This window comes from Paracoccus versutus (genome assembly GCF_029909795.1).
GTDB lineage: Bacteria > Pseudomonadota > Alphaproteobacteria > Rhodobacterales > Rhodobacteraceae > Paracoccus > Paracoccus versutus.
Genome location: NZ_CP038197.1, coordinates 760,217 through 773,345, shown reverse-complemented (window position 1 = coordinate 773,345; position 13,129 = coordinate 760,217). Strand labels below are relative to the sequence as shown.

The 13,129-nt window shown below is 68.8% G+C and carries 14 protein-coding genes, 1 tRNA gene and 4 pseudogenes; 11 read left to right on the top strand and 8 right to left on the bottom strand.

Annotated features, from left to right (window positions below; translation table 11 throughout):
• Nucleotides 1–265 precede the first annotated feature (265 nt).
• Nucleotides 266–508: a helix-turn-helix domain-containing protein gene (locus E3U25_RS14890; protein WP_208861613.1), complete on the bottom strand. Its 243-nt coding sequence runs from the start codon at nucleotides 506–508 to the stop codon at nucleotides 266–268.
• A 181-nt stretch (nucleotides 509–689) separates the two neighbouring features.
• Between E3U25_RS14890 and E3U25_RS25075 the strand changes: the two are divergent.
• The 3 genes and pseudogenes from E3U25_RS25075 to E3U25_RS14880 all read left to right on the top strand — a co-directional run.
• A pseudogene (locus E3U25_RS25075) lies at nucleotides 690–914 on the top strand (FAD-dependent monooxygenase); the annotation flags it as partial.
• Between the two features lie 43 nt (nucleotides 915–957).
• Nucleotides 958–1,374, top strand: a complete 417-nt coding sequence (locus E3U25_RS14885) for an FAD-dependent monooxygenase (RefSeq protein ID WP_166435552.1) — start codon at nucleotides 958–960, stop codon at nucleotides 1,372–1,374.
• Entirely contained in the window at nucleotides 1,361–2,242 is an 882-nt protein-coding gene (locus E3U25_RS14880; RefSeq protein WP_342593590.1) for an FAD-dependent monooxygenase, read from the top strand. The genes E3U25_RS14885 and E3U25_RS14880 overlap by 14 nt, the downstream gene beginning before the upstream one ends.
• Nucleotides 2,243–2,284: 42 nt before the next feature.
• On the opposite strand, the gene E3U25_RS14875 is transcribed toward E3U25_RS14880, so the two are convergent.
• Together E3U25_RS14875 and E3U25_RS14870 are read right to left on the bottom strand one after the other, a co-directional pair.
• Nucleotides 2,285–2,932: a dihydrofolate reductase family protein gene (locus E3U25_RS14875; protein ID WP_116222337.1), complete on the bottom strand. Its 648-nt coding sequence runs from the start codon at nucleotides 2,930–2,932 to the stop codon at nucleotides 2,285–2,287.
• 109 nt (nucleotides 2,933–3,041) lie between these two features.
• On the bottom strand, nucleotides 3,042–4,223 hold the full coding sequence (locus E3U25_RS14870) for a DJ-1/PfpI family protein (RefSeq protein ID WP_208861614.1): 1,182 nt from the start codon (nucleotides 4,221–4,223) through the stop codon (nucleotides 3,042–3,044).
• Nucleotides 4,224–4,327: 104 nt separating this feature from the next.
• Between E3U25_RS14870 and E3U25_RS14865 the strand changes: the two genes are divergently transcribed.
• Nucleotides 4,328–4,708: a type 1 glutamine amidotransferase family protein gene (locus tag E3U25_RS14865; RefSeq protein WP_116222339.1), complete on the top strand. Its 381-nt coding sequence runs from the start codon at nucleotides 4,328–4,330 to the stop codon at nucleotides 4,706–4,708.
• A gap of 104 nt (nucleotides 4,709–4,812) precedes the next feature.
• Here E3U25_RS14865 and E3U25_RS14860 read toward each other — a convergent pair.
• Nucleotides 4,813–5,028, bottom strand: a pseudogene (locus E3U25_RS14860) (hypothetical protein); the annotation flags it as partial.
• Nucleotides 5,029–5,038: 10 nt separating this feature from the next.
• Between E3U25_RS14860 and E3U25_RS14855 the strand changes: the two are divergent.
• The 5 genes and pseudogenes from E3U25_RS14855 to E3U25_RS14835 all read left to right on the top strand — a co-directional run.
• Nucleotides 5,039–5,155, top strand: a pseudogene (locus tag E3U25_RS14855) (phage BR0599 family protein); the annotation flags it as partial.
• A gap of 5 nt (nucleotides 5,156–5,160) precedes the next feature.
• Nucleotides 5,161–5,613, top strand: coding sequence for an NlpC/P60 family protein (locus tag E3U25_RS14850; RefSeq protein WP_116222461.1), 453 nt, complete (start codon nucleotides 5,161–5,163; stop codon nucleotides 5,611–5,613).
• A gap of 9 nt (nucleotides 5,614–5,622) precedes the next feature.
• Nucleotides 5,623–5,835 (top strand): annotated as a pseudogene (locus tag E3U25_RS14845) (hypothetical protein); the annotation flags it as partial.
• A 579-nt stretch (nucleotides 5,836–6,414) separates the two neighbouring features.
• Complete coding sequence (locus tag E3U25_RS14840) at nucleotides 6,415–6,633, top strand: hypothetical protein (RefSeq protein ID WP_166435553.1); 219 nt, start codon at nucleotides 6,415–6,417, stop codon at nucleotides 6,631–6,633.
• A 100-nt stretch (nucleotides 6,634–6,733) separates the two neighbouring features.
• Nucleotides 6,734–7,207 carry a sigma-70 family RNA polymerase sigma factor gene (locus tag E3U25_RS14835; RefSeq protein WP_116222340.1) on the top strand — a complete coding sequence of 158 codons (474 nt, stop codon included), beginning with the start codon at nucleotides 6,734–6,736 and terminating at the stop codon, nucleotides 7,205–7,207.
• 560 nt (nucleotides 7,208–7,767) lie between these two features.
• Here E3U25_RS14835 and E3U25_RS14830 read toward each other — a convergent pair.
• The 4 genes from E3U25_RS14830 to E3U25_RS14815 form a co-directional block, all read right to left on the bottom strand.
• Nucleotides 7,768–7,857 (bottom strand) — tRNA-Ser (locus E3U25_RS14830).
• A gap of 46 nt (nucleotides 7,858–7,903) precedes the next feature.
• Nucleotides 7,904–9,244: an ATP-binding protein gene (locus E3U25_RS14825; protein ID WP_116222341.1), complete on the bottom strand. Its 1,341-nt coding sequence runs from the start codon at nucleotides 9,242–9,244 to the stop codon at nucleotides 7,904–7,906.
• Nucleotides 9,241–9,903 (bottom strand): response regulator transcription factor, encoded by a 663-nt coding sequence (locus tag E3U25_RS14820; protein WP_036751072.1) that lies wholly within the window; start codon nucleotides 9,901–9,903, stop codon nucleotides 9,241–9,243. Before E3U25_RS14820 ends, E3U25_RS14825 begins: the two co-directional genes overlap by 4 nt.
• Nucleotides 9,900–10,289: a hypothetical protein gene (locus E3U25_RS14815; protein ID WP_244295221.1), complete on the bottom strand. Its 390-nt coding sequence runs from the start codon at nucleotides 10,287–10,289 to the stop codon at nucleotides 9,900–9,902. Before E3U25_RS14815 ends, E3U25_RS14820 begins: the two co-directional genes overlap by 4 nt.
• A gap of 138 nt (nucleotides 10,290–10,427) precedes the next feature.
• Between E3U25_RS14815 and E3U25_RS14810 the strand changes: the two genes are divergently transcribed.
• Together E3U25_RS14810 and E3U25_RS14805 are read left to right on the top strand one after the other, a co-directional pair.
• Nucleotides 10,428–11,357 carry a hypothetical protein gene (locus E3U25_RS14810; protein ID WP_116222343.1) on the top strand — a complete coding sequence of 310 codons (930 nt, stop codon included), beginning with the start codon at nucleotides 10,428–10,430 and terminating at the stop codon, nucleotides 11,355–11,357.
• 186 nt (nucleotides 11,358–11,543) lie between these two features.
• Nucleotides 11,544–13,124, top strand: coding sequence for a glucan biosynthesis protein G (locus tag E3U25_RS14805; RefSeq protein ID WP_036751065.1), 1,581 nt, complete (start codon nucleotides 11,544–11,546; stop codon nucleotides 13,122–13,124).
• Nucleotides 13,125–13,129: the final 5 nt, after the last annotated feature.

Sequence of the window (13,129 nt, the reverse complement as noted above, 5' to 3'; positions counted from 1 at the left end):
GAGCCGGCTGCGCTCCCAGTTCCCGCACGGCGGCAGCTGTGAGGCGCGGATGGGTGGAGCTTGCGAGCATGACTTCGATCCGCGCGGCCTCGACGCGCACCTGATGCCGAAGTACCCTCTTACCTATCTTGCAGCTTCCGACAAATGCGGATGAGCGCATCGAGATCGCTTGGCGATAGCTTTGCGATCTCGGCCGGGGGACGATAGTAGGCCGCTTGCAAATCGTCCTTCGTCGCGCTTCCCTTTTCGGTTGCTCGCACGAGCTTCACCCGCCGATCGCTGGGCAACGCAACGCAACGCGGTCGGCCAGGCCGGATCGCTCCAGCCGATCCACCAACCATGTCGCAGTCGAAGGGTCGCAGCCCCATTCGCGCGCCAACACCCCGATCGGCTTGCCATCCGCGTCGAGCGAGAACAGGGCGCGGGAATCGTTCGGTGTCAGTTCATGGCTTTGCTGCGGCTCAAGAAGCCGCGGCGCCGAACGCATCAGAAAATCAAACAGCGCCAAGCCTCGGTGGCAGGGTCCGGCGCGTCGTGAGGGCGTGTCGTCATCTTCGGTTTCGCCTTGCTTCAATGTCTTGGCATACTTTGAATGGTCAAATGATTTTGTTAGTCAAAAGAAATGCCGGCAGCACGTGACCCGGCTCTGCCGGAGGCGAACCCGTTTATGCCAAGCACGGGAGAAGCCCATGAGCACGCATATCCCTGTCCTGATCGTCGGCAGCGGCCTGAACGGCCTGACGGCCGCAGCACTTCTCGCCCATCAGGGTATCGGCTGCATGGTGGTGAAGCGCCATGCCGACACGTCGATCCAGTACAAATTCGCCGGCATCTCGCCCCGCAGCATGGAGATATTCCGCGGCCTCGGGCTGGAGGCGGAAATCCGCGCCAAACGCTCCGGTGACCAGCAGGGGGCGGCATTGTGCGGGGAAGAAGCCTTGCCGATCCAGATATACGATGGTGCCATGGCCCGGTGCCAGCCCCTACAGCCTCACGCAGCCTGCGACTTGCGACCAGCACGTTCTGGAACCGATCCTGCAGCATTGCGCAGAGAGGCTGGGTGCGGACATTCGCTTCAGCAGCGAGCGCTTGTCTTTCGAGCAGGACGCCGCCGGTGTTCGCGCCGTCATCCGAAATCGCGAAACCGGGAAGGAGGAAACGGCGGTCGCCGACTATCTGATCACCGCCGACGGTGCCGGCGGCAGGCTCCGCGAGATGTTCGGCATCGGCCGAAGCGGTCCGGGCGTGTTGCAGCACTGGATGAACGTCATCTTGGACACCGACTTGCCTTCCGAGATCGGCGGCGAGCGCTTCACCTCCTGCTTCGTTACCGACCTCAACGCCACCGTCACGCCGCGTCCTGGCGGGCGCTGACTGGTGGCATTGCAGTATTTTCCAGAGAAAGGCGAGCGACCGGAGGATTTCGACCGCGACCGTTGCCGGGAACTCGTCGAAAAGGCGGCCGGCCGATCCGGCATCAAGGCGGGGTTGGTCGACGCGCGGTTCTGGGAGATGGCGGCATGCGTCGCCAAGCGCTTCCGCGGGTTGCTGTTTTCTGGTCGGCGACGCCGCGCACCTCATGCCGCCGACCGGGGCATTCGGGGGCAATTCGGGCATCCACGACGCGCACAACCTGGCCGGGAAGCTCGCCATTGTCGTCCGGGGCGAGGCGGATGCCGGCCTGCTCGACAGCTACGACGCGGAGCGCCGGCCGGTGATCGCCGCGACGCTGGCGCAGGCGCTTGCCTGCTTGCAGCAGTGGTTCAAGGGTCCTGCGGGGCGGCTGCCGCCTGCCGTCGCCATCGTGGACGACTACGATATCGTGTTCGGGCAGCGCTACGACACGGGTGCGATCGTGCCGGAAGGTCCGCCGCCGGATCGCCCCTTCGAGCCGGTCGCCGAACTGTCGGGCCGGCCCGGCACACGTGCGCCGCATCTGGTGGTCGAGCGCAGCGGAGAGCCGATCTCGATGCTCGACCTGGTCGACCGCGGCTTTGTTCTGCTTGCGGCAGAGGCCGCATGGCGCCGGGCGAGGGCGGCCGTCAGCGAAAGACAGGGCATTACGCTCGCCGGCGGACTACCTCTTCCATGCCGTATTGCTGGCAGTACTTGTTTCGGGGCTTGCCATTGCCTGGAGGTCGTCGCGCCAATGAACGAAGGACCGGAACGGATAGTGGCCGGCGTTGCTGCCGGTGCGCGCGGCTTCAAGCTGATGACGGATTCATTGCGCAGCGCGGACTGATGCCCGGTTTCGCCCGGCTGTCGGCCACCGGGGGACCGTGGTTTACAGACCTCGGCGCGTGAATGTCAGATGCGTCACCCTGCTCGGCGACGAGACCGCCTCGATCTCATAGCTCTGCTCCAGGGCTTCGAGACCGTCCCACAGCCGGACGCCGCGGCCGAGCAGGATCGGCACCACCGCGACATGGGCGTGGTCGACCAGGCCGGCGGCGAAGAAGTCGCGCACGACGGTCGCGCCGCCGCCGATCCGCACGCCCTGGCCCTTTGCGGCCTCGCGCGCCATCGCGAGCGCCTCGGCGGGCGAGGCATCGATGAAGTGAAACGTCGTGCCGCCCTCCATCTCGATCGGCGGGCGGGTGTGATGGGTCAGGACGAAGACCGGCGTGTGGAACGGCGGGCTGGAACCCCACCAACCTTTCCAGTCGGGATCGTCCTGCCATCCGGGGAAGCCGTATTTGCCGGCGCCCATGATCTCGGCGCCGATGCCGGTGTCGTGCTGGCGAACGAGCGCGTCGTCGATGCCGCCGGTTCCACCCTGTCGGCCAGTTCTCTCCCGCCACCATCGGGTCTCGAACATCCATTCGTGGAGACTTTCGTCCGCATGGCCGAACGGGCGATCGCGGCTCAGGCCTCCCCCGGTGCCGAAACCGTCCAGCGAGATGGCAAAGTTCTGGACTTGGGCGAGCGACATGTCGATATTCCTTCTGTCTGTCGGGCCAGGACCGCGATCGACCTGCGGCCGCTGGCCCCTTTACCTTTTCAGCTGCGGACGGCATCGCCGCCGCGATGGAAGCCGAGCGTCAGCCAGGGGACGTGCAGATGCGCGACCCGGCAAGTTCCGCGAATCCTTCATGGCACCGTCTCCGCCCAAGATATTCAAGCTGCATGGCCACCACCCTGGCCGTGCGCTGGCCATATCGCCCGGCGATCGCCTGAAGATTGAGGTCGAGGGCAGCTTCGGGTCGCCGGTCCGGGAAGATCGAGACGGTGTGCTCCTGCGGCCAGGCCTCCGCAACCTGGCCGGGCAGGATGCGAATGCCGTTCGCCGTCACGATGGCGGACGTCGAGGCAGCGAAGGTGACGGCCTTCGACCGGTAGGTCCGCGACCAGGCATCGGCGACCTGAGCCAACGCAACCTCGTCGATGCCCGGTTCCAGGGCGATCCCGAACGCGTCGCGGTTCCAGAAGGCGACCAGGTTGCCCAGAACAGTGGTGGCGAACGAGCGGCTAAACCTGAATGCGCTGCTCGCATGCCGCGCGTCCCAGCGGTCGACGCCGAGATCCTGGGCCACGGTCTCTGCCTTTTTGCGGCCGGCGACGGCCTCGATCAGGGTCAGCATCATGGGCACGGATGCGGTGATGCCGGTGGTCGTCGCGACGTTTCCGTCGATCACGAAGCGCCGGTCCGCGACATACTCGATCGTCGGGCTGCGCCGAAGCAGGTCCTTCAGGTAGTACCAGTGTGTCGTGGCGCGCCTGCCGTCGAGCAGGCCGGCCGCGCCGACGACCTTGGCCCCGGCGCAGACAGCGATGACGATGGCGCCCTTGTCCGATTGCTGCCGCAGCCATGCCAGCACGGCGGGATCGTCGTCGCGGCTCATTGCCGGCACGATCACATAGTCCGCCCCGTCCGGGTGCGCAGCGTCGAATTCGGCGATCGTCGCATCCGGCTCGACCGCGTTGAGCGCGGGATAGAGATGGACCGGACCAGGGCCGGCCGCCAGCATCAGCACATCGGCCACGTCGGCGCGCCGCAGGATTCCTGTCGGCACCACGTAGTCCGTCGTCTCGGTCGCATCGTTGAGGCCGATGACGGCGATGACCGGCCGCCGCTTCCTGGAGGGCTGGAGCGCGTCCAGCATCGCCGCCGTCTCGGAGGCAGGCACCGGCGGCGCGGATGCCGCCATATCGGACGGCAACGCCGCGAGCCACAGGCCGAAGCCACCCGCCACGACGATGACGGCCCCGATGAGTCCCCACATGGCAACCATGCCTTTTCTCACTTTGGTCCTCCGGGTTCCAGGTTGACCTGATCTTACCGCGGGCCGGTCATGGCTGAAATGACATAAAGCCGGCAAAAACTGCCATGATGCGCAATATCGCCATTGTGCTCCATCCGGCATTTCAACTGCTCGACGCGGCCGGCCCGACCGCAGCCTTCGAGATGGCGGAGCGCTTCCGGCCGGGCAGCTACCAGCTCAGGGTCATGGCACCGGGCATCTGCCGCGCGACGGCGCGCGTGGAAAGCTCCTTCGGCCTCAGCTTCGCGGCCGAGCCGTTGCGCGACGGCCCCTTCGATACAATCCTCGTCTCGGGCGGCGAGATCATCCGCTCGATGGCGGCAGCGCAGCAGATTGTCGCCTGGGCTGAGGAGCGTGACGGTCCGGCGCATCGCCAGCGTCTGCTCGGGCGCTTTCCTGCTCGCCGAGGCCAGCCGCCGCAGGCATTGCGACGCGCTCGGGCCTGAGCGCCCGTCGCCTGCTCTTTGCCAGATCCACGAAACGGGCGTGATGGCCATCGGCCTCATCGCGCCGGACGGCATGCGATGGCGAACGACTTGGCGCGTGGCGGCTATCGTCTCCTGTTGCGTTGTCTCATCAAGGGGAGTGGGCGGCCTTGAACGGCCGCCGTTTCCATGTCCTTGCAGGCTCTCACGTCCAGCATCAGGTGCGGCGCGAGACAGCGGGTCTGGAAGGCCTCGAACACCGGCCAGATATCGAGAAGCGCGTTGATGCCTCCCGATGTGACGGGAACGGGGTTGCCGTAGGCATCGCCGACACCTTCCCAGCCGGTGAACTGTGGCGCTAAGTTCGCCAATGTCGCCAGTTTCCGGGGCTTTCCGCATATCCCCGGTCAGGATGCCGTTCTCCGCTACGCGACGAAAGATGGTGGGCACGACGGGAGCGTGCTGTGACGAGCCTGCCGGAAGAGCGCGCTCCGCGCGGGGCCGAGCCGAACAGGGTGATCGCGACGGCGCGATCCTGGCTCGGCACACCTTACCACGACCAGGCCAGCCTGCGCGGCGTGGGCTGCGACTGTCTCGGCCTCGCCCGCGGGGTCTGGCGCGAACTCGTCGGCCCCGAGCCGTTCCCGATCCCGCCCTACAGCCGCGACTGGGGCGAGACCGGACCGCGCGAGGTTCTGGCCGATGGCGCAAGGCGCATGATGATCGAGGTGGAACCTGCGACGGCCGAACCCGGCGCGCTGGTCCTCTTCCGGATGAGGCCCCGCGCCATCGCCAAGCATGTCGGGATCCTGACCGGGCCCGGCGCCTTCCTCCACGCCTATGAGCGGCTGGGTGTGATCGAGGAGCCGCTCGCCTCCGTCTGGCGGCGGCGCATCGCCTTCGCCTTCCCGTTCCCGCAACGCTGAGCATCTGCCATGGCCACCCTCGTTCTCGGCGTCGCCGGTGCCGCCATCGGCGGCAGCATCGGCGGCGCGATCCTCGGTGTCAGCGCCGCAACGATCGGCGGCTTCATCGGCTCCAGCATCGGTTCGGTCGTCAACAGCTGGATCATTTCCTCGCTCGCCCCCACCCAGCGTATCGAAGGTGCGCGTCTCGACACGCTGCGCATCACCTCCTCGACGGAGGGCCCATGCACCGGTCCTGCCGCCGATGCTGGCGCGCCACCGGCTGGCCGCGCCTACGAGGCTGGGGCCAGAGAGGGGGCCAGGGATGGGGCCGGGCCGGCGGACATCCGCTTCAGCGGCAGCCTTGCGGCCGCGCTGGTTCGGCCCGGACCGCTCGGCGGCCTCGGCGCATTCGCCCAGCAGCGCGCGCAGGGCCCGGTGAGGCTCGCGCAGCCTGGCGAAGCCGTCGTCCTTCGCGTCCCGGCCCGAGTTGGTTTGGCCCCCGCCTGCCGTCTCGGCGTCCTCGGTCGCGTCCTGCGGCTGGTCTGCTTTTCTGGACCCGTTTCTGGATGTCTCGGCCTCCCGCGCCATGTGATCGCCCCCGGCGTGGGGATGTTCCCGCAGGAAACGGCGGCCGGCCGCTGCCGAACCGGCCGGCCGCGAGGGCACCTCGGAAGGCAAGGCGGCGGCGGGCATCGCCCGAATGTGAGCGGGAATTCGCGCCCCGTTCTGCAACACTGTCGGAATATGCAGCGGGGGGAGGCTCGCCAAGCGGCGGCATTCGATTAAAATAGATCAGTTGCGTGGAACATGGAGATCCTGATGGCCAACGGTGAAAGCAGCCCCATCGTCGATCCCGAACTCGACAAGGCCCTGTCCGAGCTGCTGGCGCAGACGGAGAGGGAACCGATCTCGCCGCGGCTGCGCGAACTGGCGCGGCGGCTCGAGACGGCGCTCGACGAGGCCCGGCATCGCCGCGCCGGCAAGGGCGGCGCCAATGGTGGCGGCGGCAATGGCAGCGCGGGCGGGGGCCTGCGCTAGGCCCGGCCGGTTCCTGCCGATCCGGCGATTTCGCACGGAACCATCCTTCCCGGCCCGCATTGACTTTTCGCCGTCACCTCGAGGATTGCGAAGGACCGTCATGTCGGACGACATACTCGGCCATATCCCAGCGCTCCGGGCCTATTCGCGCGCCTTGTGCCGGTCGGTCCCGGATGCCGAGGACCTGGTCCAGGAGACCCTGCTGCGCGCCATCGAGAACGTCCACCGCTACCGGCCGGGCACCAACATGCGGGCCTGGCTGTTCACCATCATGCGCAACCGTTTCTTCACCAATTGCCGGAAAGCCGCGCGCGAGCGCACCGGGGCGGCGGATTGCGCCTCGCTGGCGCCGCAGGTCAAGCCGGACCAGGAATGGCACCTGCAGGCCCGCGAGCTGCAGGCGGCGTTGCGCGCGATGCCGGTGCATTACCGCGAGGCGATCGTGCTGGTCGGCGCGCTTGGCGAGAGCTATCTGGACGCCTCGCGCATCCTCGACTGCGACATCGGCACCATCAAGAGCCGCGTGAACCGGGCGCGTTCGATGCTGCGCAGGGTGCTGGAGCCCGCGTTCTGAAGGCCGAAGCCGAGCTGCGACGCGCTTGCCGGGCTGGTTCGGGAAGGCGATCGGGGCGGGAAGGCCGGTCCCGCTGGCCGGGGCCAGCGCGGCGTTTCTGGACGCTTGCGCCCTGCACTCGCGGCGATCTTTGCCATCGCCAACACCCCCGCGGCCGGAGGGTGCAGGGGCCGGCTCCCGCGGCTCGAACTTGAAGGCATAGGACAGGCATCGAACCCGAAGATCGGGTCGCTGGGGATGTCCCCCTCGACCAAGGGGGATGAACAGCCCCCCGGCCGACGCAGGGTGTAACGCGACAGAAACATGGGTTTAATGCGCTTTGAGCGGCTGGTGTCTGGTGGCGTTTTTTTGACGCAAAAGCGGCGTTTTTTTTGACGCGCTACACAGGGATGGCCGGCTTTCTTGTCGCTCCTATCATGCGTGCCAGCCAGCGGTCCCGCCCGGCACCACCTGCATCGCGCCGCGATAGGGCGAGTCCGTTTCGGCCTCGACCGGCGGGCCGGGGGAGCGGCCTCGGTTTTCTCAGTATTCTTCGACAAACTACTGTTTTATTGAGGAAATGGCGGAAGCGGTGGGATTCGAACCCACGGTGGAGTCTCCCCCACGCTGGTTTTCAAGACCAGAGCCTTAAACCACTCGGCCACGCTTCCAGGCCGGGCCGGGATAGGCCGGCGCGCCATGCGAGGCAAGGGGAATCTAGCCGCGCCGCGCTGCCGGCGCGGCAGCCCCCGGCAGCCGCAATCCGGCGCGCAATCCCCCCAGGGCGGCGCGGTCCAGCGTCAGCGCGCCGCCATGCAGCGCCGCCAGGTCGGCGACGATGGCAAGGCCCAGGCCGGTGCCCGGCGGGCCGGCCTCGTCCAGCCGGGCGCCGCGGGTCAGCGCCAGGGCATGATCCTGATCCGACATGCCGGGGCCGTCGTCCTCGATCAGGATGTGCAGTTGGTCGCCCTGGGTCCGCGCGGTGATGCGGATCGCCGAGGAAGCCCATTTCACCGCGTTCTCGACCAGGTTGCCGATCATCTCCTCGAGATCCTGCCGCTCGCCGGCAAAGGCGGGATCGGCTTCGGCGCGGACCTCGACGCGCAGGCCGGTCTCGCGGATCGGGCCGCCCAGCACCAGCAGGATGTCCTGGATCACCGGCGCGACCGGCGTGCGCTGGCCCAGAAGCCGCGGCGCGGCCGAGCTGCGCGCGCGCCGCAGGTGCCAGCCGATCTGGCGGTCCATGCGCGCGATCAGCGCGTGGCCGGGATTGTCTGGGGGCAGCGCATTGTCCAGCGCCGCCAGCGGCGTCTTCAGCGAATGCGCCAGGTTGCCGACATGCTCGCGCGCGCGGGCCAGCACGGCGCGGTTCTGTTCCAGCAGCGCGTTGATCTCGGCCGCGACCGGGCGCAGTTCGGCCACGGCGGGCAGGGGCAGCGCCTCGGCCTGGCCGGCGCGGATGCGGCGCAGGTCGCGGCCGAGCCGGTCCAGGCTGCGCAGCCCCGCCGCGACCTGCAGCAGGCTGGCCGCTGCCAGGGCCAGGCCCAGCACGGCCAGCGAGATGGCCAGCGGCCGGCGCAGCCGCGCCATGGCGGCGTCGATCTCGGCCCGCGGCGCGGTCACGGTGACGGCCAGGGCCGAGGCGGAACCGGGCAGGGTGAAGACATGGCGCGCGACCCGCAGCGGTTCGTTCGCCGGGCCAAGGCCGGGGCCGCCCTGGAAATCCGCCTCGGGCGGGTTCAGCACGTTGTCGAAGAGCGAGGGCGATTTCGCCATCACCTGGCCGTCCTGCGTCAATTGCCAGAACCAGCCAGACAGCGGCATCTGGAAACGCGGATCGGTCGGGGCGGGGCCGGCAACCAGCCGGCCCTCGGCGTCGATCCCGGCGCCGGCGATCAGGGCGTCGGCCACCGCCCCGGTCTCGGCGTCGAAGCGGCCGGTGATGAAATCCTCGAGGATGGCGGCGATGGCGAGGTAGCCTGCGACCAGCGCCACCCCGGTCAGCAGCGCCGCCAGCCCGATCAGCCGGGCGCGGATCGAATCGCGCGGCAGGATCAAGCGGCGGTCCTCAGCACATAGCCCTCGCCGCGCCGGGTCTCGATCAGGCCCTCGCCGACCTTCTTGCGCAGCCGGCCGATCACCACCTCGATGGACTTGAAGTCGCGGTCGGCGGCGGAATCATAGAGGTGGTCGGACAGTTCGCTGCGGCTGACCACGCGGTTCTGGTGATGGATCAGATAGGCGAGGATGCGGGTTTCGAACGCCGTCAGCTTCAGCGCCAGCCCGTTGCGGGTGATGACGCCCAGCTGGGTGTCGAGCCGCAATGGCCCGGCCTTGATCACCGCCTGGGCATGGCCGGCGGCGCGGCGCACCAGGGTCTGGGCGCGGATCACCACCTCTTCCAGGCGGAAAGGCTTGACGGCATAGTCGTCGGCCCCGGCGCGAAAGCCGGCCACCTTGTCGGTCCAGTCGCCGCGCGCGGTCAGGATCAGCACCGGCATGGTCGCGCCGCCCTCGCGCCAGCGGGTCAGCACCTCGATCCCCGGCATGCCGGGCAGGCCCAGGTCCAGGATCGCGAGGTCGTAGGTCTCGGTCGAGCCCAGGAACTCGCCCTGGGTGCCGTCGGCGGCGATGTCGCAGGTGAAGCCGCCGTCGCGCAGGGCGGCTGCCAGCTGCGCGGACAGGGTCGGGTCGTCCTCGACGATCAGGCATTTCATGGCTTCGGCCCCTTTCGGCGGGCATCGGTCAGGCCCGCGCCTGCGACCTCCAGGAAAGCGCCGCTATGCGCGTCCAGCCGGATCAGTAGCACGTCGCGCCTGGGCGTCAGCAGGCGCAGCTCATGCACCAGGATCACGCCCTGCGCCCGCTCGTCGGGGGTGGGCGGCACGATGCGCGCCGCGATCAGCCGGCCGCGGAACCGTTCCGCCACGATCTCGGCGGCGCGGTTGAGCGGCAGGATGCGGGAATCGTGGCGCTGGAGGCTTTCGAACTCGGGCGCCCAATCCTCGGGCCAGGGCGGGCCGCGGTCGTGGCCGCGATCCTCGGCCAGCGCGTTCAGCCCCAGCGCCAGCGCGACGGGAAGCGACAGGGATATGATGCGCATGCGGTTCATCGGCCCTATGTAATGGGCGAAATCCAAATGAAAGCCAAACGGGTCGTTGGTCTTTGGTTGGCGCGACAGGGGCTATTACCCGATTCGTCCGGGGCCGCTGAGGATGCCCCGATAAGGAAGGAACCAGAGATGAGCAGAAAACTCTCGACCTCGATCGCGCTTTCGGCCCTGCTGGCGGCGTTCTCGGCCCCCGTGCTGGCGCAAGAGACGCCCGCCGCGCCCCCGCCCGCGGCCGAGGCCCAGGCCCAGGCCCAGGCGCCGGTCGCGCTGCCGCAGGTGTTGCAGGATGCCGGGCTGACCGACGTGACCAGCAAGCGCGGCCCGCGTGGCGCCACCCGGCTGGAGGGCAAGCTGCCCGACGGCACGCAGATCGACGCCATGCTGGACGACAAGGGCCAGCTGCGCGGGCTGCGCGCCAAGGGCGACGGCGTGTTGCCGCAGGCGCTGGTCGATCAGCTGGTGCCGCAGCCCGTGCGCGACAGCGCGGTCTTCGGCGAGCTGGGCGGGCTGAAGGCGGTGTTTTCCGGTGAGCGCGGCGTGATGCTGGCCGGGCAGGGCGACGGCAAGCAGGGCGTGCGCGCCGCCTTTACCCAGGACGGCACGCTGATGCGCTTTGGCCGCGGCGATGCCGAGCGCGGCGGCGATCGTGGCAAGGGCTGGCAGGGCAAACACGACCACGACCGCCGGGACATGCGTCGCGGCCATCACCGCGGCGACGGCCCGCGGGGCTGGGACCATGGGCCGCGCGGGGATCGCGGGGGCGAGCGCGGCTGGGACCGCGGGCCGGGCCGCGACATGCCGCCGCCGCCGGCCCCCGCCGGAGAGGCGCCGGCCCCTGCCGGCGAGGCGCCCGCGCCGCAGCGCCAGGGCGCGCTGTCGCCGGACCAGCTTGACCGGGGCGAGGTGCGCATGGCGCTGACCTCGGCCGGCTACAGCCGCATCGGCGAGATCATGCAGGACGGGACGCGCGTCCTGGCGCAGGCGGTGAACCCCGAGGGCGAGCCGGTCGCGGTCGAGCTGAGCCCCAAGGGGCAGGTCACGCGGGAAATCAACCGCTGAGGCAGGCGGCAGGCACATCGGGCCGCGCGGGCTTTCGGGCCGGCGCGGCCCTTTGGCGCGGCAATTCCGATCAACCTCTCGGCAAGACCCTGCCTTTCGGCGCGAAAAGGCTTGCCTGATGCGCGCGGCAATGCGAAATCCCCCCGGAATTTCCGGGCTTTCCTGCCCGAAACATGGGGTCGGTCGATGCGTCGTCGTGAATTTGTCCTTTCTGCCGGTGCGGCCGTGTCGGCCGTCAGCGCGCTGTCAGCCTCGCTGGGGGCGGCCCTGGCGCAGGAAAGCCCCGAGGCCCAGCCGGAAGCCGCCGCCGAACCGGCCGAGGAGGCCGCGCCCAGGCCCTTCGGCTTCGAGGATGTCGCCGCGATGGCCAGGGATCTGGCCGCCAATCCCTATGAATACCGCGATGCCGAGCTGGTCGGCAGCTTCGGCAACCTGACCTATGACCAGTATCGCGGCATCCGGTTCCGCCGCGACCGCGACCCCTGGGCCGGCAGCCGCGATTTCGCGCTGGACCTGCTGCCGCCGGGCGCGATCTTCCACGAGCCGGTGGACATCGCCCTGGTCGACGAGGGGGTGGTGATTCCGGTCCGGTTCGATCCGCACATGTTCGACTTCGACCCGGTGCAATTCCCCGACGGCGTCGATTACGAGACGCTGGGCAACATGGGCTGGTCGGGGTTCCGCCTGCGCGCGCCGCTGAACCGTCCCGACGTGATGGACGAGATCGCGGTCTTCCAGGGCGCCAGCTATTTCCGCGCCGTGGCGCGCGGCACGCTTTACGGCCTCTCGGCGCGCGGCCTGGCCATCGGCACCGGCAGCGCCGAGGGCGAGGAGTTCCCGCTGTTTCGCGGCTTCTGGATCCACAAGCCCGGATCGCAGGACCGTTCCGTGCTGGTCCATGCGCTGCTCGACAGCCGCTCGGTCTCGGGCGCGTTCGAGTTCCGCATCACGCCGGGCGCCGAGACGGTCTTCGACACCCGCGTCTCGCTGTTTCCGCGCCAGGACATGCGCAACGCAGGCATCGCGCCCCTGACCTCGATGTATTGGTTCGGGCCGACCGACCGCTCGCGCGTGGACGACTATCGCCCCGCGGTGCATGACAGCGACGGGTTGCAGATGCTGACTGGCAGCGAACAGCGGCTGTGGCGGGTGCTGTCGGGGCACAGCACCTTGCAGGTCTCGGCCTTCATGGACAATGATCCGCTGGGATTCGGCCTGGCGCAGCGCGCGCGCGATTTCGAATCCTACAAGGATGCCGAGGCGCGCTATGAAAAGCGCCCCTCGGCCTGGATCGCGCCGCAGGACGAATGGGGCAAGGGCACGGTCACGCTGATCGAGATCCCGGTCGAGAACGAGTTCAACGACAATATCGTCTCGTTCTGGCAGCCGGCCGACACATTGGCCAAGGGCAATCGCTACGACTTCAACTACATTCTGACATTTGCTGCCGAAGTCCCTGACAGCGCACCAATTTCCCGCGTGCTCGAGACCATGTCGGGCCAGGCGATCAACAATCCCAACGGCCGCACCTATATCGTCGATTTCGACCTGGGGCTGTTCGGCTCGGACGATCCGGTGCCGCAGCTGCGCGCCTCGGCCGGGCGGATCGGGCACAGCTACCTGCTGCGCCTGCCCGAGCAGGGCCGGATGCGGCTGGCCTTCGAATACCTGCCCGAAGGCGCCAAGCTGGCCGATCTCTCGGCGGTGCTGAACGGTCCGAACGGTCCGCTCAGCGAGACCTGGATCGCCCGCTGGACGCGCGAGTGACCGAC